This is a genomic window from Frigoribacterium sp. Leaf8 (genome assembly GCF_001421165.1).
In the GTDB taxonomy this organism is placed as follows: Bacteria; Actinomycetota; Actinomycetes; order Actinomycetales; family Microbacteriaceae; genus Frigoribacterium.
Window position 1 is genome coordinate 706,257 of the sequence record NZ_LMKB01000001.1, and the last position, 24,617, is coordinate 730,873.

The 24,617-nt window shown below is 71.0% G+C and carries 21 protein-coding genes; 8 read left to right on the plus strand and 13 right to left on the minus strand.

Annotated features, from left to right (window positions below; translation table 11 throughout):
• Positions 1-108 precede the first annotated feature (108 nt).
• Together ASL10_RS15895 and ASL10_RS15900 are read left to right on the plus strand one after the other, a co-directional pair.
• Positions 109-1,128: a hypothetical protein gene (locus ASL10_RS15895; protein WP_157485213.1), complete on the plus strand. Its 1,020-nt coding sequence runs from the start codon at positions 109-111 to the stop codon at positions 1,126-1,128.
• 55 nt (positions 1,129-1,183) lie between these two features.
• A complete protein-coding gene (locus ASL10_RS15900; RefSeq protein WP_157485214.1) occupies positions 1,184-1,789 on the plus strand; it encodes a hypothetical protein in 606 nt (201 codons plus the stop codon).
• Positions 1,790-1,813: 24 nt separating this feature from the next.
• On the opposite strand, the gene ASL10_RS03275 is transcribed toward ASL10_RS15900, so the two are convergent.
• Positions 1,814-2,917, minus strand: a complete 1,104-nt coding sequence (locus ASL10_RS03275) for a hypothetical protein (protein WP_056044261.1) — start codon at positions 2,915-2,917, stop codon at positions 1,814-1,816.
• A 141-nt stretch (positions 2,918-3,058) separates the two neighbouring features.
• Here ASL10_RS03275 and ASL10_RS03280 point away from each other — a divergent pair, with 141 nt between their 5' ends.
• Together ASL10_RS03280 and ASL10_RS03285 are read left to right on the plus strand one after the other, a co-directional pair.
• The gene (locus tag ASL10_RS03280; RefSeq protein ID WP_056044262.1) at positions 3,059-3,274 is read left to right on the plus strand and encodes a hypothetical protein; all 216 of its coding nucleotides are present in this window, start codon (positions 3,059-3,061) and stop codon (positions 3,272-3,274) included.
• A gap of 74 nt (positions 3,275-3,348) precedes the next feature.
• A complete protein-coding gene (locus ASL10_RS03285; RefSeq protein ID WP_056044264.1) occupies positions 3,349-4,404 on the plus strand; it encodes a zinc-binding dehydrogenase in 1,056 nt (351 codons plus the stop codon).
• A gap of 88 nt (positions 4,405-4,492) precedes the next feature.
• On the opposite strand, the gene ASL10_RS03290 is transcribed toward ASL10_RS03285, so the two are convergent.
• Together ASL10_RS03290 and ASL10_RS03295 are read right to left on the minus strand one after the other, a co-directional pair.
• Positions 4,493-11,266: an Ig-like domain repeat protein gene (locus ASL10_RS03290; protein ID WP_056044266.1), complete on the minus strand. Its 6,774-nt coding sequence runs from the start codon at positions 11,264-11,266 to the stop codon at positions 4,493-4,495.
• Between the two features lie 161 nt (positions 11,267-11,427).
• The gene (locus ASL10_RS03295) at positions 11,428-11,859 is read right to left on the minus strand and encodes a hypothetical protein (protein ID WP_056044267.1); all 432 of its coding nucleotides are present in this window, start codon (positions 11,857-11,859) and stop codon (positions 11,428-11,430) included.
• A 148-nt stretch (positions 11,860-12,007) separates the two neighbouring features.
• Here ASL10_RS03295 and ASL10_RS03300 point away from each other — a divergent pair, with 148 nt between their 5' ends.
• Positions 12,008-12,232, plus strand: a complete 225-nt coding sequence (locus ASL10_RS03300; protein WP_056044269.1) for a hypothetical protein — start codon at positions 12,008-12,010, stop codon at positions 12,230-12,232.
• On the opposite strand, the gene ASL10_RS03305 is transcribed toward ASL10_RS03300, so the two are convergent.
• The 7 genes from ASL10_RS03305 to ASL10_RS03335 form a co-directional block, all read right to left on the minus strand.
• On the minus strand, positions 12,181-12,492 hold the full coding sequence (locus tag ASL10_RS03305) for a Dabb family protein (protein ID WP_056044272.1): 312 nt from the start codon (positions 12,490-12,492) through the stop codon (positions 12,181-12,183). The genes ASL10_RS03300 and ASL10_RS03305 overlap by 52 nt on opposite strands.
• Before the next feature lie 158 nt (positions 12,493-12,650).
• The gene (locus ASL10_RS03310; protein WP_082460107.1) at positions 12,651-13,571 is read right to left on the minus strand and encodes a phosphogluconate dehydrogenase C-terminal domain-containing protein; all 921 of its coding nucleotides are present in this window, start codon (positions 13,569-13,571) and stop codon (positions 12,651-12,653) included.
• Positions 13,564-14,373, minus strand: a complete 810-nt coding sequence (locus tag ASL10_RS03315) for a sugar phosphate isomerase/epimerase (protein ID WP_056044273.1) — start codon at positions 14,371-14,373, stop codon at positions 13,564-13,566. The genes ASL10_RS03310 and ASL10_RS03315 overlap by 8 nt, the downstream gene beginning before the upstream one ends.
• Complete coding sequence (locus ASL10_RS03320; RefSeq protein WP_235452353.1) at positions 14,370-15,239, minus strand: triose-phosphate isomerase family protein; 870 nt, start codon at positions 15,237-15,239, stop codon at positions 14,370-14,372. The genes ASL10_RS03315 and ASL10_RS03320 overlap by 4 nt, the downstream gene beginning before the upstream one ends.
• Positions 15,236-15,724 carry a ribose-5-phosphate isomerase gene (locus ASL10_RS03325; protein WP_056044276.1) on the minus strand — a complete coding sequence of 163 codons (489 nt, stop codon included), beginning with the start codon at positions 15,722-15,724 and terminating at the stop codon, positions 15,236-15,238. The genes ASL10_RS03320 and ASL10_RS03325 overlap by 4 nt, the downstream gene beginning before the upstream one ends.
• A 36-nt stretch (positions 15,725-15,760) precedes the next feature.
• The gene (locus tag ASL10_RS03330) at positions 15,761-17,497 is read right to left on the minus strand and encodes a dihydroxyacetone kinase family protein (protein ID WP_056044279.1); all 1,737 of its coding nucleotides are present in this window, start codon (positions 17,495-17,497) and stop codon (positions 15,761-15,763) included.
• Positions 17,498-17,617: 120 nt separating this feature from the next.
• Positions 17,618-19,012 (minus strand): MFS transporter, encoded by a 1,395-nt coding sequence (locus ASL10_RS03335; protein WP_056044281.1) that lies wholly within the window; start codon positions 19,010-19,012, stop codon positions 17,618-17,620.
• 250 nt (positions 19,013-19,262) lie between these two features.
• On the opposite strand from ASL10_RS03335, the gene ASL10_RS03340 reads away from it, so the two are divergent.
• Complete coding sequence (locus tag ASL10_RS03340; RefSeq protein WP_235452355.1) at positions 19,263-20,000, plus strand: FadR/GntR family transcriptional regulator; 738 nt, start codon at positions 19,263-19,265, stop codon at positions 19,998-20,000.
• A gap of 138 nt (positions 20,001-20,138) precedes the next feature.
• Here ASL10_RS03340 and aqpZ read toward each other — a convergent pair whose 3' ends face one another.
• Both aqpZ and ASL10_RS03350 read right to left on the minus strand, forming a co-directional pair.
• Positions 20,139-20,921 carry an aquaporin Z gene (aqpZ, locus tag ASL10_RS03345; RefSeq protein WP_082460109.1) on the minus strand — a complete coding sequence of 261 codons (783 nt, stop codon included), beginning with the start codon at positions 20,919-20,921 and terminating at the stop codon, positions 20,139-20,141.
• Between the two features lie 125 nt (positions 20,922-21,046).
• Positions 21,047-21,442 carry a phage holin family protein gene (locus tag ASL10_RS03350; protein WP_056044286.1) on the minus strand — a complete coding sequence of 132 codons (396 nt, stop codon included), beginning with the start codon at positions 21,440-21,442 and terminating at the stop codon, positions 21,047-21,049.
• 294 nt (positions 21,443-21,736) lie between these two features.
• On the opposite strand from ASL10_RS03350, the gene ASL10_RS03355 reads away from it, so the two are divergent.
• Complete coding sequence (locus ASL10_RS03355) at positions 21,737-22,261, plus strand: hypothetical protein (RefSeq protein ID WP_056044288.1); 525 nt, start codon at positions 21,737-21,739, stop codon at positions 22,259-22,261.
• Between the two features lie 52 nt (positions 22,262-22,313).
• Here ASL10_RS03355 and ASL10_RS03360 read toward each other — a convergent pair whose 3' ends face one another.
• Positions 22,314-22,991 carry a hypothetical protein gene (locus ASL10_RS03360; RefSeq protein WP_056044290.1) on the minus strand — a complete coding sequence of 226 codons (678 nt, stop codon included), beginning with the start codon at positions 22,989-22,991 and terminating at the stop codon, positions 22,314-22,316.
• Between the two features lie 169 nt (positions 22,992-23,160).
• Between ASL10_RS03360 and ASL10_RS03365 the strand changes: the two genes are divergently transcribed.
• Positions 23,161-24,609: a sugar porter family MFS transporter gene (locus tag ASL10_RS03365; protein WP_082460110.1), complete on the plus strand. Its 1,449-nt coding sequence runs from the start codon at positions 23,161-23,163 to the stop codon at positions 24,607-24,609.
• Positions 24,610-24,617 lie beyond the last annotated feature (8 nt).

A 24,617-nucleotide genomic window follows, 5' to 3' on the forward strand; every position in this document is an offset into this window, starting at 1 on the left:
GATGCTGGGGCGACTTCCTTGAAGAAGGACCCTGAATGCGAGTATCTCCAATTTTTATCCCGTTCCGCTGCGCAACCAAACCTGGATCGTTCTGGCTAGCGTGTCGGTGTGAATCCGAACGCACGTCTCCTTTCCGCAATCGATGAGGCCTTGACGGTGGCTGCATCAAACGCAGCCGCCAGTGTGCTTGCGCGCAATGCGCTACGTGTTGCCATGCTGAGGGAGGACTTCGTCGCACAGTTCTGGCTCAGGCTGGAATTAGAGGGCGTGCGAACAATGGAGGAATCAGCGGCGCGGCGTCGACCGCTGCAGGCTCGCTTGATTGCTCTTGTCGGAGAGGCCGAGGCGCGTCGGGCTTGGACGGAGGCGCTTGAGGCTGCGATATCCCGCCGAACCATAAAACGCAAAGCGGATGCAGTCATGGGACATAGTGCCGTCGATCTTGAACTATTCGCAGATTCCCTTCAAGTAATGCTTGATAACATCGTTGATCAGGAATCATCACCAATGGCGCTTAGGGGACCCCAACAGCATGGTGAGAAGGATGTCTCGGAACTAGCTATGCAAGTCCTCGAGATCCGATCCATTCTTGAGCGTTTGCGAAACGCAGCTCACACCTACGTGCTCGAGGCTGAAGTGGACACCCTGTCGGGCGTGGTGCCCTCCGTTGTCGCGAAAGGGCGTGCCTTTGCTGAGGGCGAACTTGCGAAGCGGGCGCCCGACGCGCTGGCCGCCTTAGACATGGCTGAGACGAATGTCGCGATCGGGGGCGTCGAGGCTGGAAGTATGGCTGCGACGTGCTGTAGGCGCGCGATTAAGGCGTTGGCAGACGCGTTGTATCCCCCGGGCACCTCGGTCACGGATGACAAGGGAGTGACACGAGAAATGGATGACAAGCACTACCGCAATCGCCTGACTCAATTTGTGCTCGACAGCCGAGGACGTTCCCATTATGCGGACCTAGTCACTTCGAACCTCACAGTTCTGGGCATGCGGCTAAAGTCGCTCGACGACCTTGCTAGCAAAGGAGTTCATGCCGAGCTTGCAAGTGAGGAGGCCGAGGCGTGCGTGGCTGGGACGTGGGCGTTGGCGACTGAGCTCCTTCGGATCGACGAGCAGGCAAGCTGATGCTAAATTTCGTAACCGGTCAATGCTTGCGTTGCCGTGTCACTGGGGGACGATCATGACTGGCGGCTCGCGTTTGACGGCAACACTCGCCGTCGCGTTCTCTGTTCTGCTGTTGGGAGCGACGATTGGTCTCGGCGTTGCATTCGTGGATTCGAAGCCCGAGGCCTGGCTTGGACCTGCTGCGACTGTGACCGCCGCGTCGTCGGCTGCCCTTGTCGCTCTAAGACTCAACGAGTCCGCAGGCGAGCGCCGCGCGGCGGTGCTTGCCCAACAACAACGGGAGTTGCGTGCTGCACAACAGAACCGTTACGAGCGCCTCCTGCAGACCATATTGACTCAGTTTGGTGGCACGCCAGCAGATGAAACTGCACGTCGTTCTGAGCTTGCTGCGTGGGGTTCATCTGATTTGCTTAATCTAATGAACCGCTGGTTCGCCTTCGCGCGGGATATTACGCAAAATGGGGGCGTAGTTCCGATTGCTTCGCGGCCCGAGATACAGGCACTCGTCGCAGACATCGCACTCCTGGCCCGAAACCTTTCTGGCGTCGATGATAAGACGAATGCACCGTCGCAAAACACAATGGGTCAGTTGCTCTTCGATGACTGGTCCTCGGCCAATCCTGCAGCGCCAGAATTGGGACACGATACGCTCCGGGACTAGGGGCAATTCCTCCGGTGTGGCCTATTAATCTGCATGCCTGCCCCCAGCCCGTGCAGGCGACGATGTCCAACGTCGGTACAGTCGGCGTCGACTTGCGATGGTTAGGCCAAGGCCGGCGAGTAGGGCAGCAAAGCCAATGAGTGCGGCAATCGACGTTGCGTCTTTGCTCGAACCCGTCCAGGCGAGGGGGCCGCTGGCAGCCGTTGCGTAAGGGTCTGCTGCGGGCGTCGGGGCCGTACCCGCCGCCGCTGCGACGTAGTCGACTACGAGGCGGCCGGTCACAGCGGTGCCGTCGGCGCGCTCGGCGGCGAAGGTGAGTGGGGTCGGGTCGCCGACGAGGGTGGGGGAGGGCGCGAAGGTGACCTGGCCGGTGGTGGGCTGGACCTGCCACGTGCCGTCGTCGGTCGTGACCTCGGTGGCGGGCGTCTCGTTCGGCTGGATCAACACGACCGACTCGGGCACGAGGTCGGGCACAGCCGCGGGCAGGTCGAAGACTGCCGGGGCGCCCGCAGGGGCCGTCAGGGCGACGTCCGGCAGCGTCACGACCGGCGTCGGCGGCACGACGGCCGCCGCGGTCACCGTCGGGGTCGCTGTCGACGCGACGGTGTCACCCGCGGTGGTGTCCACCCGGTACGAGACCGGCGTCGCCGTGCCGACGAAGGCGGGCTCGGGCGTGAAGACCAGCACCTCACCGTCGACCGTCCAGGTGCCCTCGCCGGGCACCACCACGGTGGCGGCGTCGACACCGGAGGGGTCTACGAGACGGAGGGTGGCGGGGGAGACCGGCACCGCGCCTCCGTCGTTTTCTGTCACTGCGAGACGCTGGGGGACGCCCTGCTCGCCGGTCGAGGTGTCGGGCCTCGCGACCTCGGTCACCGAGGGCGTCAGGGTGGAGGCGGCGGTCGCTCCGGCCGCGTCGCTCACCACGTAGGGCACCGGCGTCGCCGTTCCCGTGAAGGCGGGCTCGGGCGTGAAGAGCACGGTGCCGGCGGTGCGGTCGAGCTCATAGCGTCCCTCACCGGGGACCACGACGACCGTGCCGTCGGCATCCACCGTCGCTCCGGCCGGAGCCTCGAGACGGGTGTCCGCGGGGTCGAGCGGCACGAGCGGGTCACCCGCGATGATCACTAAGGGCAGGGTTCGTGCACCATGAGATGCGTGACATGTTGGTTTGATCTACGGTGGGCGTAGCTCGTGATGGGCGGGCTCTGATCGGAGGAGAGGCGTCGATGGTCGACAACGAATTCCACGGGATCAGGTGAGTAGGCCGTGTCGCGCTATGAACTGCAATGGGCGGTCGTCTTGAACTGCTCCGTCATCGCTCTCTTCGCCGGCGTCCACGCTGTCGATCCCGAGGGGTCGGTCTTCTGGGGGCTCCTCTTCGTCGCGCTCATGATCGGGCAGATCGTCCAGGCGACACGGCCCGAACGTCCCGCGAAAGCCTCGCGGCCCGAGCCCGATGAGGCATCCGGGAACAGCGAGTGAGCGCCACGAGAAAGCAGGCCGTGCTCGCTCCCCAAGCTGGGCGACACCTGTCGTCCACGCCTACCCTGGTCCACATGACCGACGTCCCTGCCCGTACCCGTTTCGCCACCGTCGACGCCGAGCGCTCGGTCGCCTTCGCAGAGGCCGACCTCGAGGCTCCGGGTGAGTCGCAGGTCGTCGTGCGCATCCGCTACACGGGCGTGTGCGCGACGGACACGCACGGGTGGGCGTCCGGCGGGCTCATCCCCGCCGCCGTGTTCGGCCACGAGTGGACCGGCACCGTCGTCGCCGCCGGCAGCCGGGTCACGACCGTCGCCGTGGGGGACCGCGTCGTCGCCAGCGTCGGCCCGCCCTGCGGCACCTGCGCCATGTGCCGCGCCGGACACCCCGACCACTGCGACACCGCCTTCGCCGAGGCCAACGGTGTCTCGCCCGACGCCCCCACCCACGGAGCCTTCGCCCAACACGTCACCGTCCACGAACGCCGCGTCCAACGTGCCCTCGACGGCCTCACCGACGAGCAGCTCGGCTTCGTCGAACCCACCGCCGTCACCTTCCATGCCGTGCGCCGTGCCGGCCAGCGCCTCGGCGGCGTCGTCGTGGTCCAGGGCGCCGGCCCCATCGGCCTGCTCACCGCTCAGCACGCCCGCCACGCCGGCGCCGGAGCCGTCGTCATCGTCGAGCCCATGGAGGCGCGGCGCGAGACCGCCCGCCGCCTCGGCTTCGCCGACGTCCACGAACCCGGCGAGGCCTTCCGCGCCCGCGTGCTCGAGCTGACCGACGGACTCGGGGCGGACGTCCTCTACGAGTGCACCGGCGCCTCCTCGCTGTTCCAGTCGAGCGCCGAGCTGGTCCGCCGCGGCGGCACGCTCGCGCTGCTGGGCTACCCGATGACCACCTCGGAGGTCTCGTACGGCGACTGGCAGAGCCGCGAGCTGACGGTCATCGGCAGCCTCGCCTACACGCACTCCGACTTCGTCGGCGCGATGCGCGCACTCGCCGACGGTTCGGTCGAAGCGGGGCCGCTCATCACGGGGACGGTCGGCCTCGACGAGCTGCCGGCCCTGCTCGTCGAGCTCGACGGCGGCGAGACGCAGCACGCGAAGGTGCTCGTCGCCCCCAACGGCTAGACCGCCGTCGGGACCGACACGAGGAGGCGCGGTGCGCGACGATCGCGCACCGCGCCTCCTGCGATCGGTCCGGGCTCCGCCCGCTACGTCACCGCTTGATGATCGGGTCCACCTGCTTCTTCATGCCGTCGACCATGCACGTGCCGAGCGTGGAGCCCATGCTCGACCACTGGTCGCGGGCGTCGTTGAGGTACGACCCCGACCCGAAGGCGTCGATCGAGTCGACCACCCACTGGACGCCCTGACTGCCGGCGACGCTCTTCTCGGCCTTGAGCTTCGGGTAGGCGAAGTTGATGGCCTTGTTCGCCAGGGCCGCCCCGCCCTTCGTCCCGAACTTCGCGGCGATGCTGCTCTCGGTCAGCTTCGGCCCGTGCGCCCAGCTCGAGATGCAGTCGGCGTACATGGCCGGGATCCCGGTGGTCGCCGTGACGATCGCGGTCACCCGGTCGTACTCGTCGAGACCCTTGCCCGAGACGCCGACGGCCTTCAGCCCCGTCGACACGAGCGACATCGCCGTCCCGAGCACCTTGAGCAGCGTCGCCTCCATCAACATGATGCCGGTGAGCACCACGGCCCCCAGGGCGATCGTCCGCTGGGCGACGCTCGACAGGCCGTTCACGATCTTCTCGCCGACGCTCGGCGTGTGGACGTCGGCCGTGACCGACCGGTCGCCCGTCATGACGACCCAGGACGTCTCGTTCTCGGTCTGGTCGGTGCCCGACCAGCTGTTCAGGTGGCCACCCGCCGGCACGTCGGCCTGCATCTGCACCACCGTTCCGAGGACGTACTTCGACGGGTCGTTGTCGCAGTTCGGACCGTTGGCGGCCGCCACCCGGGCGCCCAGCGAGAGCGTCGCGCACTTGGTCCGCAGGAAGATGCCGACCACGGGGGAGGAGCCGTCGGTGGGGATCGTCACCGTCTGCGGGCCCACCGGCAGGTCGTACCCGAGCGAGCCGTAGTCGGTCAACCCGATCGTGACGGTGCTGCCGGGGCGACCCCACAACGGCGGGCAGCCGCCGTCGTGCGCGATGATGTCGGCCCAACCACCGTCGTCGAGGTCGGAGAGGTCACCGAAGCGGTTGCCCGTGCGGAGCACGTTGTCGTACCGCCCGTCGGGCTTCTGGACGTGGACGTAGACGGCCAGGGGGACGCAGTACTCGATCCGGACGTCGGACATCGGGGTCCCGATGACCGATCCGTCGCGGCTCAGCATCGTGTAGAGGCGGCCGTCGGCTGCCCGGACTCCCTGGGGCCACCGCACCGTGTCCTCGGACGTCGGCCGGCCGACCGAGGCGATCGCCCGGACGGAGGACGGCGTCGGGGTCGTCGACCGGAGGACGACCGTCTCACCCCAGACCCCGGAGTTGTTCGGGCAGACGACCCGGCTCGAGTACTTGGCCGAGTAGTCGAACGACGTCTGCGTCGTGCCACCCTGCGGGTAGCTGAACTGGATCGGGCGGCACGTGTCCGACCAGTAGTCGGCGGCGATCGACACGCGGTCTGCGGGGGCGAACTCCATGTAGAGGACCGGGCCCCGTGACGAGCCGTCGGTCCCCGCGTCGGCGACGGCCTCGAGGCCGTCGACCAGTGACCACCGGATCTCGGCGACCGTGGTCGCCGGTGCGACGTAGTCCGTGTTGCGGTTCACCTGCAGCGACCCGTACTCGACCTTGTCGGCCCGCTCGGCGCGGACGATGGCTGTCCCGATGAACCAGTCCGTCTGGGTGACGACGGACTTGAAGCCCTTCGTCACCGCCCGGTCCACCGACGGGCCACGGCTGCCGCAACGCAGCTCGTCGATCGAGGTCGAGTCGCCGTCGGCCACGTTGGTGAAGGTCGTCGGCGTGTAGGCCGGCACCGTCTTGTCGGCGCTGATCGGCAACGCCGTGCTCGTCGTGACGGCGACGCAGCGCACGACGCCGTAGTTCACGCCGATGACGAGCTGCGCCTCCGCGGGGGTCGGCACGACGAAGGTGCGCGTCGCGGTGCCCGCGGCACCCGACCGTCCACCGGCCGGGGCGTCACCAAGGGTCGTGAGGGCGAGCGGGTCCTCGCCGGTGCGCTTCACCGGACCGAAGTCGCTCGTGCGCCAGTCGAGGAGGTAGGTGCCGTCGTCGGGCGTCGCCCTGACCGTCACCGTCGAGCCGGGCACGTAGCCCGCCGTGCCGTCGCCCGTCGTGCAGGTGCCGTCGTAGGGCTTCAGGTAGCGGCTCTCGCCGGGGCGCTCCGACGCGATGATCGCCTGCGTGCCACCGTCGCCGGGACGGATGTCGACGACGCTGCACTCGGCCGCCTTGAACGTGGCACTGACCTTCTGGTCGCCGGTGACGGTGGTCGTGTAGAAGCCACGACCGAGCTCGTCCGCCGTCGCCCCGTCGACCGTGTCGACGACGTAGGGTGTGCCGCCGTTGCGGCGGGCCTGGCCGACCGTCGTCACGGGCGTGATGGCCAGGTCGACGACCGTGCCCACCGCGTAGCGCGGTTCGCCGTTCGCGAGCTGCTCGAGCTCGTCGGCGGTCGGCGTGCGGGGGTCGGTGCAGTTGGGCTTCGTCAGGGCCTTGACCGTGCCCTTGGCGTAGTACTGCTCGGTGTAGGCGAAGGCCGGGTCGGTCTTCGCCACGATGTCGCCCCGCGGCGTGACCTGGAGCGTGTGGCAGACCGGTGCGTACCGGGTCGTGAACGAGAGGGACTGGAACGCCGTCACCGTGAAGCGGTACTCGTCGCTGGTCGCGACCCCCTGGCCGTCGAGGTACCACCCGGCGAACCGATACGGGGCGGCGACGGGCTCGTGACGCGCCGTCACCGACGCACCCGTGACGAACCCGGCACGGTCGCCCCGTCGGCAGGCGGTCGACGGGTCGCCCGTCACCGTGCTCTGGTAGGCCGTGATCACGATGCAGTCCTTCGGCGTGACCGACGAGACCACGGAGGCGCTGGGCGCGTCGTCCGCGGAGGTGAAGCGCACCGACACGTCGAGCTTCGTCGACAGCGACGAGCTGGTGGGCAGCGGGACGGTCAGGGTGCAGCGACCCACCGACACGTCGGCCGAGCAACTCGCGGAGCCGAGGCGCACCTCGACCGACCCCTTCGGCGCCAGCGAGCTACCGGTGCCCACCTTCCAGCCGAACGTGACGGGGGTGCCCGAGACGACGGCCGACAGGTCGGGGGAGCTCGACCAGTCGAGCGTCGTCTGACGGGCCGAACCCGTGACGGTCACGCCGTCGACGGCGCCCTCGTGGTCCGCGTCGCCCGAGTACCGGACGTCGAGCGTGTTGCGCCCCGTGACGATCGTCTCGGCGGGCAGGGCGCAGAGGCCACCCGCGGCCGGAACGGTGCAGCTGAGGCCGGACGGCGAGGCCGTGACGGTGATGGTGCCCGACGGGTTCGGGGCGACGTCCGGGGTGACGTTCGACACCGACGGCGACACCGTCAGCGGTCGCCCGCTCGCGAAGACCGTGCCGGGCAGGTCGAGCCGGACGGTCGTGCGGGCCTTCAGCACCGAGACGGTCGTCGAGGCCGAGGTGGGCCCGTAGAGCACGCCGTCACCGGCCACCGAGACGCTGGCGGTGAGGTCCGCGGCGCTGAGCACCTCGGTCGTCACGCGTCCGGTCAGGTAGGGCGACGTGGCCGGGAAGGTGGCCCGCTCGAGCAGCAGCGTCGACTGCACGCCGCCGATGGTGACGGTGGCCGGGGCGAGCATCAGCGGGGTCAGCGAGCGGTCGGCCGGACGGAGGCGCACCTCGAAGGTCGCGCGGGTGCCGACCTGCATGCGACCGGTCGCGGCGATCTCGAGCGCCGCGGGGGCGGGCGCCGTCGTCAGCGTGACCGGAGCGCTCGACGCGGTCCACGGGCGCGAGCCGTACGAGACCGACGCGACTAGGTCGACCCGTCCGCCGAACGGGCGGGTGACGTCGAGCGTGCCCGACAGGACCGTGCCCACGGGGGACAGCGTCACGGTGCCGAGCCGGGTCCGGCTGTCACCGGCCACCACGGCCACCGTGGCCTCGGTCCCGGCCGGGATGCCGAAGCCACCGCCGGGAAGGGCGCTCGCGGTGACGGTCACCGGGACGGCGACCCCGGCGACGTGGGGGCCGTCACCGACGGTCAGGGCGAGCTGCGGGGCGGGCGGTGCCGACCAGGTCGTGACGGCCGGCGCGGACGTGATCGGCTCGACGCCCACCACCGAGGCGAAGCGTGCGACGGCCGTGTACCGCCACGCGCCGGGCTGCCGCTCGACGACGTCGAGGGTGCCCGTCAGGCCGCCGGCGAGGTCGACCCGGTCGACGAGCTCGGCCGTGCCACCGGGCAGGGCCCGGTAGACCGAGAGGCTGTCCACCGCGTAGGCGGGGGCGCCGCCGATGGTCGCGGTGAGCCGGATGGTCGAGTCCAGGGTGGCGGTCGTCGGTGCCGTGAGGGTCACCGTCGGGTCGAGGACGGGGGCGGTGGGCTGCGCGACCACGTAGGTCACCCCGAGCCAGGTCTGGTCGCCGGCGTACTCGATCCGGTACGAGTGGATGCCCTCGAGCACGGCCACCGGGACGTGGGCACTGCCGTCGGCGGCGACGGTGCCGCGCCCGACGACCTGGTCCTCGCTCGTCACCGTGATCGCACCGGTCGGCGCGGGCAGACCGCGGACGGGCACGTAGGAGGAGTCGAGGTGGGCCGTCCCGGCGGCGGGGTCACCCGACCAGGTCCAGGGCTGGTGTTGCGGCCAGCGCTTCGCGACGACCTGCGAGTCGGAGTCCTTCGACGAGCGGGCCGAGCCCGCGAGGCCGCTGTACTCGGCCCGCCAGTCGTACGTCCCGGCGACCGTGGCCCCGGTGTAGCTCAGGTACGCCTGCCCGTTCGTGACGTCGACGCTGCGGACGACGCGCCCGTCGAGGGAGAAGGTCACCGCGCCTCCGGTGACCTTCGAGCCGTCGGCGGTGCGCACGTCGGCGACGAGTCCGACGGGGTCGCCGACCACGGGCGAGGGCGTCTGCAGCGTCAGGTCGGTGACGGTGTCGGCGAGGGCGACGTCGACGCCCGAGAACTCGGACCCGGTGCCGTAGTGGCTGTCGGTGTCGGGCACCTCGAAGATGAAGTCGTGGTGGCCGGCCTTGAGCTTGCCCGTGAGGTCGACGACGACGGTCGCCTTCCCGTCGACGACCGAGAACGGGGTCGACGCGACGGGGCCGGAGCGCTGGTCGATCATCTCGAGCACGAAGCCGTCGCCGTCGGCGTCGCTGGTGAACGAGAAGGTCACGGTGTGCTCGTCACCGAACGTGATCGAGTCCGACGGCGAGTGGACCGCCCGGTAGTCGTAGTCGAGACGCGCGCGCTGGAAGTCGGCGGTGACGGTCTGCTCGCTGCCGGCGTAGGTCGCGTCGGCCGGGACGTACACGAAGCGCAGGTCGACCGAGGTGCTCCCGAGCTCCTTGGTCGGGAGGAAGAAGGGGAAGGCCGAGTCGGCCAGGTCGAAGTCCGTGACCTCCACGTCTTCTGTCGCGGGGTCGTGGTCGTCGCGGAAGACCTCGACGGTGCCGGTGGGTTCGTCGGTCGTGCCCTCGGCCGCGACGTCGATCGCGAACTCCTGGTCCTCGCCGAGCGTGGCCACGCCCAGCTGCAGCACGTCGACGGTGGTGGCGATCGGGGCCGGGGCGGCCCGGGCGACCGACGGGGCCGGTGCGGGTGCCGGTGCCGGTGTCGGCGCCGCGGCCGGTGCAGGAGGCGCGGCCGGGGTGGGGACCGTCGGTGCGGCAGCAGGCGCGGATGCGGGTGCGGGTGCCTCGGTGTCGGCGGGGCTCGTCGCCGCGGCGGCGGGTCCCGACGTCGGCTGCGGGGTGACGGCGGGAGCGGTGGTCGGCAGGTCGGCCGGACCGGTCGACGAGGTGACGGGGGCCTCGGCCGCGGAGGCGCTGACGGCGGGCATGAACGGCACCATCAGGGCGACGATCGTGACGACGGCGATCGGGCTCGCCTTCGTCCACGGGTGACGCAGGACGCCGGTCAGGCGCCCGGGGACCCGAGGACCGCCGCGTCGGTCGACGCGCACGTCGTCGAGGGGGAGCAGGACGGCGAAGACGCTGCCGACGACGACGAGGAACAGGGCGACGAGGCCGACGAGGGCGAGCGTGCCGAGTGAGGTCTGCGCCGTCGTGGCGGTGGGGGCCGCGAGGACCACCTCCCCGAGGGCGGTCAGGGCGGTCGACACCGCGCCGACCGCGACGACGAGTCCCACCACGGCTGCGGTGCGGGTCCGGAGCGTGGTGACCGCCCGGCGGAGCAGCGACCGCAGCGAGTCCGGGTGCGACAGGGACGCCGGCAGGGCCGTGATCGTCAGGCCCACCGCGACGAGCACCGGCGCGAAGGGGATCGCGAGGAGCAGCGTGCGGCGGATCGTCCGACGCGGGGCGGACCGCAGTCGCAGCACCCCCGCCGTGACCAGGGCGCCCAGGCTGAGGGGCAGGGCGACGAGCGCCCCGACCAGGACGGCGAGCACGAGCAGCAGCTCGACCGCGAGGAGGCGCGGCAGCGACCGGAGCGCGTGCGTCAGACCCCGACGCAGGGTGCGTCGACCCCCGGCGGTCGACTGCGAGATCGTCGACGAGACCGCCAGGACGGCCGTGACGACGGTGAGTGCGGCGACGCCGTACTGGACGGCTCGCACCACGAACGACGTCGTGACCAGGGCCGAACCCGAGGCCTGGGTGACGTCGCCGGTGATCAGACCGACGATGAGCAGGGCGAGCAGTTCGAGCAGGACGGCCGCGGTGACGACGACCAGGGCGAGGACGACTGCCCGGAGCAGGAGGCGGGGGCGGAGGACCGCGCGGGCACGGGTGCCGAGCGGGCGCAGGCGGGCAGGGAAGGATGAAGCCATGGCGGGGGTGTCCTCGACGGTCGAGCGCTTCGGGAGCGCGCCAGACGGAGACGACGGGTGAGCCCGGCACCACCTCCACACGGTGGTTCATCTGGATACCGAACAGTATCGAGATGGTCGAGGGCGCGACAATCGGCCCGGTACCCCCAGTAAGGAGGGGGTCAGTCGTTGTCGGGCACGCAGGCGTAGTCGTCGCCGAAGGCCTCGGTGACGCGGCGGATGGCTTCGGGTGTGCCCCACTGCTCGACGTCCTCGCAGGCGTGGTCGGCCCGGGACGCGTACATGCCGAACGCCCCGACGTCGACGTAGCCGTAGTCGTAGCGATCCGAGGGGCGTCCGCCGGCGCCGGGCTCGTCGGGCAGGTCGATGACGAAGCCGTCGGGGAAGCGCAGCTCGACCCCGTGCGGTGCACAGGCCGGGAGGGTCTCCGTCGTGAGGTCGGCCACGATCACCGGCTCGTAGGTCGTGCAGTACGGGAGGCGCGCGTCGGACCCCGACAGCACGAGCGGCACGTCCGGGTCGGCCCGCACCGCGAGCACCAGCAGCACCGACACCACGAGCAGCGCGGTGACGATGCCGGCGAGGACCTTCATGAGGTGAACCTACCGCCGGATCGACGTCGTGCGATCGCGAATGGAGCGGTGTTCCTGGGCATCACGTCAATCGACTGGCATCGACCGGCGCGAGCGTCCTAGCGTTTTCCCGACCAATCAGTACCGAGATGAAGGAGCAGTGCTTCTCGTGACGAACTGGCTCCGCGCCCTCGCCCCGCTCGCCCTGACCACGATCGCCCTGGTCGTCTTCTTCACGGCCGACCACACCGTCGGGATGCTCCTGATCGTGGCCGCCCTCGCCTCGGCGTTCCTCGTCGGCACGGGCGCCGGTCAGCCGAACCGCGCCTCCTGGGCCAGGCGTCAGGCCGCGACGTCGAAGACGACGACCCGGGCGGACGCGTCGCCGAGGTAGCTCGCCACCGGCTGGTGCGAGGGGTGCGGCAGGTAGCCGTCGCGGGCCGCGGCGTCACGGAAGCGCACCACGAGCATCCAGTCGAAGCCGGCCTCGAGCTGCTCGGGGCTGAAGCTCTCGCCACTCGACACCGACAGCACGCCGTCGATGCCGGTCAGGTGCTCGGTCGACAGCCGCGTCGCCTGCTCGGCCACGTCGGCCGGGGCCCCCTCGGCCCACTCGACCAACACCACGTGCACGATCTCGTCCGTGTCGGCCATCCGCGCATCCCCTCGTCGTCGCCGCTCGCCGCGGCAGGTCACCCGATCCTGACACGGGCGTCGTCCCGGCGGTCGGCCCGGGCGACCACCGCACCACGCGAGAACGCAGGAGGCGCGGGTCACGCGACCCGCGCCTCCTGCGTTCCCGGCGTCGCGGCCTAGCGGCGGACGGCGTCGATCTTCAGCATGCGCGCGATGACCGAGTCGAGCTGGCTGTCGTCGAAGATCTTCTTCCAGTCGTCGCGGACGATCGACTCGCGGCCGTAGTCCATGGCGATGTGGCAGGCGTCGCTGAACGGGTTCGAGCCGCGCAGGCCGTTCGTCAGCGCGATCCAGGTGTGGCCGTAGAGCATCGCGCGAGCGGCCTCGTAGGGGACCCCGACGCCGTCGACGGTCTCCTCGAGCGCCTCCTTCAGGAACGCCCCGATCATGCAGGCCATCGTCTCGACCAGCGTCGGCTCGAGCACGGCCAGCTGCTTGACCGTCACGTAGTGCACGGCGATGACGGGTGCGTAGATCGTCGAGATGACCTGCGTCATGAGCTCGCGGACGGGCGAGTCCTCGGCCACGCCCTCGAGCGCGGCGACGACCTCCTGCGGGGCGGCCACGCCACCGAAGGTGTCGGCCCACTCCTCCTTCGTGGTGCGCTCGAGGAACACGCTGGGGTGGCAGGGGTGCGCCACCGCGTAGTGGATGTCCTCGCGCACGGCGAGCAGGCCCGCGTACGCGGCCGCGGGGTCGAGGGTGAGGATGACGGCGCCGGTCTTCATCGCCGGGACGACCTGCTCGGAGACCTTGCCGAGCACCACGTCGGGCACGGCCAGGATGACCACGTCGGCGTCCGCCACGGCCACGTCGGTCGCGGTGACCGAGCGGCCGAGCGACTCGATCAGCTCGACGCCGGCGGGCGACGCCTCGCTGTAGAGGGTCGTGTACGCGCTCTTGGCGAGGTTGTTCGAGACGCGCTGGCCCATCTTGCCGCCGGCGCCGATGACGGCGACGGTGACGTCGGACGAGCCCTGGCCGTCGGCGTACGTGACGGTGCTCTCGGGGGCGGTCGTGTCGAGGGTGTCAGTCATTGTTCTTGCTCCTTAGTTCAGAGATGGTTCGTGTCGTCCACTCGGCTTCGAGCCGCGTGGTGGTCTCGGGATCGCCCTGCCAGGGCAGCCAGTGCTCGACGACCTGGTTGACGGGGCTGGTGCCGCCGTCGCGGGCGTCGAGCGCGGCACGGATGCCGTCGTAGTCGAGGCGGCCCTCGCCGAGGGGCGTGCTGGTGAGCGCGAAGCCGACCCAGCCGTCCTTCCGTGAGAAGGCGAAGTCCTTGACGTGCCAGTTGGCGACGAACGGCAGGCAGCGCGCGGTCACGTCGGCCGGGTGCTCCAGGTTCGCGACGGTGTTGGCCGGGTCGAGCACGATGCCGAGCCGCGGGCTGGCGACCGCCCGCACGACGGCCACGAGCTCGGTCGAACCGACCTGCTCGTAGGTCTCGAGGGCGAGGGTGACCCCCGCCTCCTCGTACTCGGGCAGCACCTCGCGCAGCCGGCGCTCGGTCTCGGCCGCGTCGGGACGGTCGTCGCCCGCCGTCCACATGCCGCGGACCAAGGAGGCGCGCAGCGCGACGGCGAGGCGCAGCCACGTCCGCAGGACGGTCGGCCCGGTGCCCCGGGTGCCGAGTTCGAGCGTCAGCCCGAGCTCGTCGGCGAGGTCGCGCAGCGCGGCGAGCTGCTCGTCGGTGTAGCCGGTCAGGGCCTCGTGGTCGCAGATCTGGAACAGCCGGACGCCCTGCGCGGCCGTGTCACGCAGCATGTCGTCGAGCGTCATCGGCTGCGGGACGAGGTCGCTGCCCCGCCAGAAGTACGCGTAGGTGCTGAGGCCGATCACGAGGCCACCTCGTCCCGGCGTGCGGCGTCGGGGGCCGGCGTCTCGTCGAGTGCGGGTGCCTCATCGAGCGCGAGTGCGAGCGCCTCGTCGAGGATGCGCTCCACCGCGGAGGCGTCGTGGGCGAAGCGACCGAGGAACAGCCCACGGACCTGGCCGCCCAGACCGGTCAGCAGCCCCGGACCGGCGCTGCCGCCGTAGATCACCCGGCTGCCGGCGCGATCGGCCAGCCCGGCGAGGTGGTCCTCGACGGCCGCGACCACCGCGGTGATGTGGCCCGCGGACGCCGGCACCGGTGCGCCGATCGCCCAGAGCGGCTCGTACGCCACGACGAGGGCACCCGGGAGGCGGGCCTCGTCGGCTGCCGCCAGGGCGAGGTCGATCTGCTGCGTCACCTCGAGCGCGGCGAGGGCGGGCGACGTCTCGTCGGCCTCGCCCACGCAGAGCAGCGGAGTGATGCCGTGGCGCAGCGCCGCCGCCGTCTTGGCCGCGACGACCGCGTCGTCCTCGTGGAAGAGCGTCCGCCGTTCGGCGTGGCCGATCTCGGCGAGGGTGCAGCCGATCTCGGCCAGCTCGGCGCCGCTCACCTCGCCCGTGAAGGCGCCCGAGTCGTCGGTCGCGAGGTCCTGGGCACCGAGGCGGACCGAGGTGCCGGCCAGCGCCTCCTGCACGGGGACGAGCGACGGGAACGTCGGCACGACGAACAGGTCGACGACGCCCCGCCGGACGGCCGGGTGGCGCCGCGCGATCTCGGCCACCTCGGTGCTCCACGCGAGGGTCCTCGCGTGCGAGAAGTACATCTTGAGGCTCACCCCGATCGTGAAGCGGGCCGGGGAGGGCCGGACGGGGGCGGTCACCGGATCGCTCACGCCGCGTCGATGCCGACGCGCTCGCCCGACCCGTCGTAGCCACAGATGGCCGCGACCTTCTCGGCCGAGGCGCTCGAGGTGTCGAAGCGGTAGGTGAGGAACTCCTTCGCCAGGCGGCGCATGAGCTCGACGCCGATCACGCGCTGGCCCATGCAGAGCACCTGGGCGTCGTTCGAGAGGACGGCGCGTTCGACCGAGAACGTGTCGTGCGCGGTCACCGCCCGGATGCCGGGCACCTTGTTGGCCGCGATGGCGACGCCGAGCCCGGTGCCGCAGATCAGGATCGCGCGGTCGGCGCGGCCGTCGGCGACCATGCGGGCCGCCTCGACGGCGACGTGCGGGTAGGCGGTGTGGCCGTCGGCGGCGACCCCGACGTCGGTGACGCTCGCCACGCCGTCGTTCGCCTCGAGGTCCTTCTTGAGGACCTCTTTGTAGTCGTACCCGGCGTCGTCCGATCCGACGACGATGCGCAGCTGGTCAGCCATGGTGGTGCCTTTCGTGGAGGGTGTGAGGGGGAGGGGTCACGCGGCGGGCTGCGGCGCGAGGACGCGTCCGACGGCCCGCGTGATGAGCCCGAGCGAGGTGGCGCCGGCGTCGGGCGTGCCGAGGCTCTTCTCGGCGTGCGGCCGGGCGCGGCCCATCTTGGGCAGGAGGTCGGCCGTCGCCGCGGCCGCCGTCACGGCGACCTCGGCCGCGGTGGCCCAGGCCGTGGCGAGGTCGGCCCCGTCGTCGACCGCCGCGGAGAGGGCCGCGTCGAAGGGGACGAGCACGTCGACCATGGTCTTGTCGCCGACCGTGGCGCCGAACTCGAGGATCGCCTCGGTCGCGGCGGAGACGCCGCGGGACACGGAGGCGCGGTCCGGGGCCGCCTCGTCGCCCACGGCCGCGCCGAGGCTCGCGAGGGCGGCACCCCAGAGGGCTCCGGAGGTGCCCCCGGCCCGATCGGACCAGGCGTCGCCGGCGAGGTCGAGGACGGTGCCCGCCCCCGCACCGGCGAGCACGGCCTCGCGGGCGGCGGCGACGGCGGCGTGGACCCCGCGCTGCATGCCGATGCCGTGGTCGCCGTCCCCGGCGACGGCGTCGATGCGTCCGAGCTCGTCGACGTTCTCCTCGACCGTGGCCTGCACCGCCTCGAGGGCGCTCAGCACCAGCTGGGCGGCCTGCCGGGACGCCGGGGTCGCGGGCGGGATCGCGATGGCGACCCGCGCCTCCTGCTCGGCGTCGTCCGCCCGCGACGCGACGTCGACGGAGCCCTTCTTGTAGGCGGGTGCGTCGACCGGGGCCGCCCAGAGGCGCTCGAGCTCGTCGTCGAGCCAGAACAGGGTCAGCGAGACGCCGGCCATGTCGAAGCTCGTGACGAGCTCGCCGACCTCGGGCTCGACGACCTCGACGCCCGCCTCGCGGAGCAGGGCGTCGACCCGGGCGTAGACCACGAAGAGCTCTTCGTACTTGACCGAGCCGAGTCCGTTGAGCAGCACGGCCACCTTGCGCCCGCGCGCCTCGTCGACCCCGTCGGGCAGTTCGTCGCTCGCGAGCAACGCCTCGACGAGCAGCTCGGCGAGGCCGTCCGCCGTGGGGACGTCGGTCTCGCCGATGCCGGGCTCGCCGTGGATGCCCATGCCGACGGCCATGCGGCCCTCGGGCACGGTGAAGAGCGGTTCGTCGGCCCCGGGCAGCGAGCAGCCCGAGAACGCCACGCCGACGCTGCGGGTGCGTTCGTTCGCCTTGACGGCGACGCGGACGACGTCGTCGAGGTCGGCGCCCTCCTCGGCGGCGGCCGCGGCGGACTTGAAGACGGTGAGGTCGCCGGCGATGCCGCGACGCTTGTGCTTGTCGGCGATCGACGCGCTCGAGATGTCGTCGGTGACGGCGACCGTGCGGGTCTCGATGCCCTCGTCGATCAGCTTCTGCTGGGCCTTGTCGAAGTTGAGGACGTCACCGGCGTAGTTGCCGTAGCTCAGCAGGACGCCCCCGCCGTTCTGCGCCGACTTCGCGACCGACCTGACCTGCTGCCACGAGGGCGAGGCGAAGAGGTTGCCGAGGGCCGCGCCGTGGGCGAGCCCCTGCCCGACGAGTCCGCCGAAGGCCGGGTAGTGACCCGAGCCACCGCCGACGACGAGCGCGACGCTGCCGGGGGCCGAGCGGGTCGCCCGGACCACGCCGCCGTGCACCCGTCGCACCCAGCGCTGGTTGGCGGCCACGAAGCCGTCGATCATCTCGTCGGCGAAGTCGCCCGGATCGTTGAAGAGGCGTGTCATGAGAACTCCAGGAGGCGGTGGTCCGGTCGACGGCGCGACGGCACGGCGACGGGGTGCGGAGGGGGCGGGGCCCGGGTCGGTGATCGTCCGGGCCCCGCGGGGGGAGGGGGTGAGCGTCGGTCAGTCGAGCCCGGCGGTCGCCGCCAGGTCGGCCTGCTCGCGGGGGCTGAGGGTGCCCTCGGGCTTCTTCATCCGGCTGAGCGCGATCATCAGCGCGGCCGACAGCAGCATGAAGAACCCGACGATGAACATCGGCACCCGGTAGTCGCCGGTGACGTCGGTGACCAGGCCCGTGATGTACGGGGCGCTGAAGCCGGCGAGGTTGCCGACCGTGTTGATGAGCGCGATGCCCGCGGCCGCCGCGGCCCCGGTCAGGAACTGCGTGGGCAGGGTCCAGAAGTTGGGCAGGGCCGCGAAGATCGCCATGGCGGTGACCGCGATCACCGCGATGGTGAGGGCGGGGGACTGTGCGTAGAGCGCCAGCGGGATGCTCAGACCGCCCACGACGGCGGGGATGACGATGTGCCAGGTCTTGAGGCCGCGACGCGAGGCGTCACGCGACCAGAAGTACAGGGCGATGGCCGCGGGGACGTAGGGGATGGCCGTGATGAAGCCGCGCTGGGTGACGGTGAACTCGGTGCCGAACTGCTCCTGGAAGCCGCCGATGATGGTGGGCAGGAAGAACGCGAGCGCGTAGAGGCCGTAGATGAAGCCGAAGTAGATGAACGAGAGCATCCAGACGCGGCCGTTCTTGAAGACGACGCCGAGGCCCGGGTGCTTGCCGGTGGTCGAGACGGCACCCGTCTTCGTCGAGGCCTCCTTCACCAGCGCCTGGGTCAGCCAGACCTGCTCTTCCTTGGTGAGCCACTTGGCGTCGGCAGGCTTGTCCTTGAGGTAGAACCAGGCGACGATCCCGACGACGATCGCGGGGATGGCGACGCCCATGAACATGAAGCGCCAGCCCTCGAGGCCGAAGAAGACGCCGTCGTGGCTGATCAACCAGCCGGCGAGCGGGGCACCGATGACGGTGGTGAGGGGCTGCGCCAGGTAGAAGAGGGCGAGGATCTTGCTGCGGTGGGCGGCCGGCACCCACAGGCTCAGGAAGAGGATCGCGCCGGGGAAGAAGCCGGCCTCCATGACGCCGAGCAGGAAGCGCAGCGCGACGAGCTGCTCGAAGTTCTGCACCCAGGTGAAGAGCAACGCCACGATGCCCCAGGTCACCATGATGCGGGCGAGCCACTTGCGGGCACCGAACTTGTGCAGGGCGAGGTTCGACGGCACCTCCAACAGGATGTAGCCGATGAAGAACACGCCGGAGGCGAAGCCGAACTGGGCCGCCGACAGGGCGAGGTCGGACTCCATGCCGTTCGGCGCCGCGAAGCCGATGGCGGTGCGGTCGAGGTAGTTGATGAAGAACATCAACGCCACGAACGGGACGAGCCGGACGGCGACTTTCTTGATCGCGGACTTCTCGACCGCGCTCTGTGGCGCGCTCGTTCGGGTGGTGGTGTCCACATCGACTCCTTCGGATCTAACGACGTTGTTGGATGACGCCTTCGACCGATGCCGGTGGCGCGCAGGGACCATCGTGCCTTTTTCGCCGATATCTGTCAACCGGTTGACCAATTCAGCGGCGGGACGGAGCGGCGCGAGTGCCTCGAAAGGTGGACCCGTGGGCCCCGCGAGCTGGACCCGTGGGCCCCGCGAGCTGGACCCGTGGGCCCCGAGAGCTGGACCCGTGGGCCCCGCTGACTAAGCTCGCACCGTGCCGGCATACCCAGAGAGCGACCCCACGAGCCTCGATCTCGAGCTCGAGATGGTCCCGCGCGGCACCGCGGTCAGCGAGGTCGTCAAGCAGCTCGTGGCCCTCCTGACGGCCGGCGAACTGACCCCCGGGTCGCGCCTCCCACCCGAGCGGCAGCTCGCCGAACGTCTCGGCGTCGGGCGGTCGGCCGTCCGCGAGGCCCTGGCCGCCCTCGAGATCCTCGGCATCGTCACGGTGCGCCCGGGCTCGGGCACCTACCTGCGCGACCAGACCTCGGAGTTGCTGCCGACCACGCTCAGCTGGGGTCTCATGCTGAACGCGGCACGCACGCGCGAGCTCATCGAGGTCCGGGGCGGGCTCGAGATCCAGGCCGCCGCCTACGCCGCCGAGCGGGCCACGGACGCCGACGTCGACGCCCTGCGGGGGTACATCGAGGTGATGGCCGACTCGCTCGAGGACCTCGACGCGTTCCTCCAGGCCGACATCCGGTTCCACCTGCAGATCGCCGTCAGCGCCGACAACGTCGTGCTCAAGGACCTCCTGCAGAGCACCCGGTCGCTGCTGCGCCTCTGGGTCGAACGCGGGCTCACCGAGAAGGACCAGGCCGAGGCCGCGTACCGCGAACACTGCGCCGTCTTCCGCGCGATCGAGGCACGCGATCCCGACGCCGCGCTCGCCGCGATGCGCGACCACATGGCCACCGCCGCCGACCGGGTCCGGAGCGCCACGGTCGTCTAGGTCGTCGCCCCCGACGGGCGGGGCGACGTCGTCGCCTCCGCTCGAGCGTCGGTCGGCACCGGCGTCACCGCACGAGGACGCAGGAGGCGCGGGTCACGCGACCCGCGCCTCCTGCGTTCCCTGCCGCTCGGATGGCCGTCAGGCGCGACGGCGCAGGACGCGGTGGGCCAGGCCCGCCAGGGCGCCGCCGACCAGGGGTGCCACGAAGAAGACCCAGACCTGGGCCAGGGCGTCGGGGCCGCCGTAGAGGGCGGCCGCCAGCGAGCGGGCAGGGTTCACCGACGTGTTGCTCACGGGGATGCTGATCAGGTGGATCAGCGTCAGGGTCAGGCCGATCGCCAAGGGTGCCAGGGCCTTGTACTCACCCTTGGCGGTTACCGACAAGATTACGCCGACGAACACGGCCGTCAGCACGATCTCGGTGACGAGGACGGCTCCGAGGCCGAAACCGCCGGGCGACGATGCGCCGAAGCCGTTCGAGGCGAAGCCCGAGTCCCGGGCCGCGGCGAAGTAGCCGGCGGGGCCGTCGGCGGCGACGAGCGCCACGACGCTGGCTCCGGCGGCGGCCCCGACGAGCTGCGCGACGACGTAGCCGGGCACGCTCGACCACGGGGTCCGACGGGCCAAGGCGAAGCCGACCGTCACGGCCGGGTTGAAGTGGCCGCCCGAGATGTGGCCGACGGCGTAGATGCCGGCCGTCACGCTCAGGCCGAACGCCAGGGCCACGCCGAGGAAGCCGACCCCGAGCGCGTTGCCGTCGTCCGGGAACGACGACGCGAACACGGCCGTGCCCACGCCTCCGATGACGAGGAGGAACGCCCCGAACGCCTCGGAGGCGTACCGCGCGAGGGGCGCGTAGGTCTCGGCGTGCTGCGTGCGCTGTTCTTTCGTGGACCGGCTGGCGGGTGTGGTGCGAGGCATGGGGACTCCCTGGTGTCGGGTTGGGACGAGTTGGGACGGGGTCGGGTGGGGCCGGGTGGGGCCGGGCCGGGACGAGTTCGGAGGGGGCCCGGTTCCGAGGGGGCCCGGTTCGGAGGGGGCGGCGGCTAGTCGGTCGACGAGGTGAGGTTCTTCACCGTGTCGGAGGGCACCGGCGGGATGCCTCGCTTGACGCCCTTCAGGCCGACGGCGACGAGCACCGCGGTGACGACCGCGAAGACGGCGAACGTGATGAGCGCGGCGGCCCAGAGGGGCAGGGCCAGGGCCAGCAGGGCGACGGCGGTGCCGGCCAGGAGGATCACGGTCATGATCGCGAGGACGGCTCCGACGGCGAGCAGCACGGCGCCGGACCGCGCGTCCCGAGCCCGACCGGCGACCTCGTCGCGGGCCGACCTCAGTTCGGCGCGCACGGCCTTGATGATGGGCTCGATCGCCCGGCTGCCGAGCTGGTCGCGGAACCTGCCGGCGAAGCCCGAGTCGGCCTGCTTGTCGTCGTCGCTCATGGTGGTCGTCCTTCTCTCGGCGCGGCCACTCGTGGGTGGCCGGGGATCGCGGTGCCGCGGTGCGGACGCGCTGTGTCTCGGTGACACACCATTCGGACGCGAGCGGCAGCCCACCCGTCATCGACCTCCAGCGAGCTTGCAGACTCGGGTCGACGGGCACTCGCGAAGCGGCCAGGCGGGGGGACAGCGCGGGCCTGTCCGGCGGACGGCGGGCGGCGGGCGGCGTCGTGCGGCGGACGGCGTCGGGCGGCGGGCGGCGGGCGGCGGGCGTCCGGCGTGCGGCAAGATGGCCTGGTGGCTCGACGCGAACCTCCCGTCATCCGCATCGTCGCGTCGACCAGCGCCGCGGTGCGCCAGGCCGACGGGCCCGACCGACTCGCGCGCACCGACGCCGCCGTCGACCGGCTGCGCGAGGGCGGACGCTCCCGCGAGGACGCCCTCTACCTGCTGTCGTCCTACTGGACCGGCGAGCACGGCCGACAGCTGCCGAGCCCGCGCACGCTGATGATCACCCTGGTGGTGACGCTGGTCGTCTGCATCGGGGCGGTCGTCGCGTTCGGCTCGACCGGCATCGCCTGGATCGCCGCCGTCTTCTTCGGCGGGGGACTGCTCGTGCGGGGGATCGTCGAGCTGTGGCGTCTCCACCGCAACTGGTACGGCTCGCGCGAGCGCCGCACCGCCGTCCGCTCCCTCGTGGGCGTCGCCCTCGACGTCGTCGGCGTCTACCGCGACGGCTACCGCCTCCCCCGGGAGGCGCGCGCGGCCGACCGGCGCCAGGCCCGGTTCACGAGGTCGAGGCCGTCACCACGACGACGGTGACCGGACGGCCTCGTGGCCGTCGCCCGGCTCGGCCAGGCGCCGACCGGCGTCGTCAGTCGACCAGGATGCGGAGGGCTTCGACGAGCGCGCGGTTGCCGGCGCGGAGAGCCCCGACCTCGGCCTCGAGGGTGGTGAGGCGGCTGTCGGCGGGTGCGGCGGGTGCGGGTGTGGGTGCAGGTGCGGGTGCGGGTGCGGGCACGGATGCCGGCTCGGGCTGCAGGTCGGGTTGGCTCTCGGGCGTCGGCTCGGGCTCGGGCTCGGGGGCAGGATCGGACGCCACCCAGGGGTCCTGCTCGGGTTCGGCCTCCGGCTCAGGCTGCGGGTCGGACTCCGGGTCGGACGCGGCCTCGGTCTGCGGAACGGCCTCGGCCTGCGGCACGGACCCTGTCTGTGCGTCGGACTCGGCGTCGGGCTCGGGCTCGCGCGCGGGCTCCGGAGGTGCGGCGGGCTGCGGCGCGTCGATCGGTTCGTCGTCCGTGGGGGACTCGACCCGCGCCTCCTTGGTGGTCTTGACGACCTGCGAGAACTTGGGGCGGGGCTTCCGCTTCGGCTTGGCGGACTCGGGCGAGACCTCGTCGACCCAGTCGCTGAGGGTCTGCCGCGGGACGTTGAACTCTTCCGCGACGACGGTGAGCACGTTGCGGTCGGTCGGGTTGGTCATCCGACGCTGCAGCACGCGGGCCGTCGCGGCCTCTCGCGTCTCGTCGTCGTACCACTCGTCGAAAGGCATGCTCCGAGTCTAGGGATGCGCGAGTCCCTCTCTTGTCCGAATCGAGGGGGTGGTCCGTGCATGACCGATTGACAGGACATAAGGACATGGCTAGCCTCGTCCTGTCGCCGTTGCAGGGCGACGACCCGCACCGACGCGGGAAGCTGTAACCACAACCAATGGAGGAATCGTGGTCACCGACACATCGGGCAGTTCGCCCCGAGTAGCTCTTCCCGCCCTGGTCTCGGGCCCGCACACCAAGCGTCTCGGCACCGTCGCGGTCATCGCCACCTTCGGTGGCCTGCTCTTCGGGTACGACACGGGCGTGATCAACGGCGCGCTCGACTCGATGGAGGAGAGCCTCGGGCTCACGCCGGCCAGCGAGGGCATCATGGTCTCGGCCATCCTCATCGGGGCCGCGGTCGGGGCGTTCTTCATCGGGCGCATCTCGGACGCCTTCGGGCGGAAGCCGACCATCAACACCCTGGCCATCCTGTTCTTCTTCGCCGCGCTCGCCTGCGTGCTCGCCCCCACGTGGGAGTTCCTCACCGGGGCGCGGTTCTTCCTCGGCATCGCGGTCGGCGGGGCCTCGGTCACCGTGCCGGTGTTCCTAGCCGAACTCGCCCCCACCGAGCAACGCGGCGGACTCGTCAGTCGCAACGAGCTCATGATCGTCTCGGGGCAGCTCGCCGCCTTCACCATCAACGCCGTCATCGGCAGCGTCTGGGGCGAACACGACAACGTGTGGCGCTACATGCTCTCCGTCGCGGTGCTGCCCGCCATCGCCCTCTTCATCGGCATGTTCCGTGTCCCCGAGAGCCCTCGCTGGCTCATCGCCAAGGGCCGCGACGACGACGCGCTCGCCGTGCTCAAGCAGATCCGGGCCGACGACCGCGCGGTGGCCGAGATGGCCGAGGTGCGCCTCCTGGCCGACGAGGAGAAAGAGGCCAAGAGCGCCCGCCTCGCCGACCTCATCGCCGAGCCCTGGCTCCGCAAGATCCTGTTCATCGGCATCGGCCTGGCCGTCGCTCAGCAGCTGACCGGCATCAACTCGATCATGTACTACGGCACCCAGGTGCTGCAGCAGTCCGGTTTCTCGCAGAGCGGGGCCCTGATCGCCAACGTCGGGGCAGGCGTCATCGCCGTCGTCGCGATGCTCGTCGCCCTGCGCATCATCAACAAGGTCGGACGGCGCACCATGCTCATGGCCGGCTTCGCCGGCGTCACGATCTTCCACCTGCTGATCGGCCTGTCGTCGCTGCTGATCCCCGAGGGGCTCGGCCGCGCGATCGTCGTCCTGATCTTCGTCATCGGCTTCGTCGGGACCATGCAGGGCACCATCGGCCCTCTCGTCTGGCTGATGCTCAGCGAGATCTTCCCCCTCAAGCTGCGCGGCGTCGGGATGGGGCTCACGGTGCTCATCCTCTGGTTGACCAACTTCGCCGTCAGCCTGCTGTTCCCGATCCTCGTCGCCGGCATCGGCATCTCGACGACGTTCTTCATCTTCGCCGTGCTCAACGCCGGGTCGTTCCTCTTCGCCGTGAAGAAGGTGCCCGAGACGAACGGGCGGTCGCTCGAGCAGCTCGAAGAGGACTTCAGCACCGGTGCCATCTACGTCGTGAAGAACGGCAAGAAGTGACCGCGACC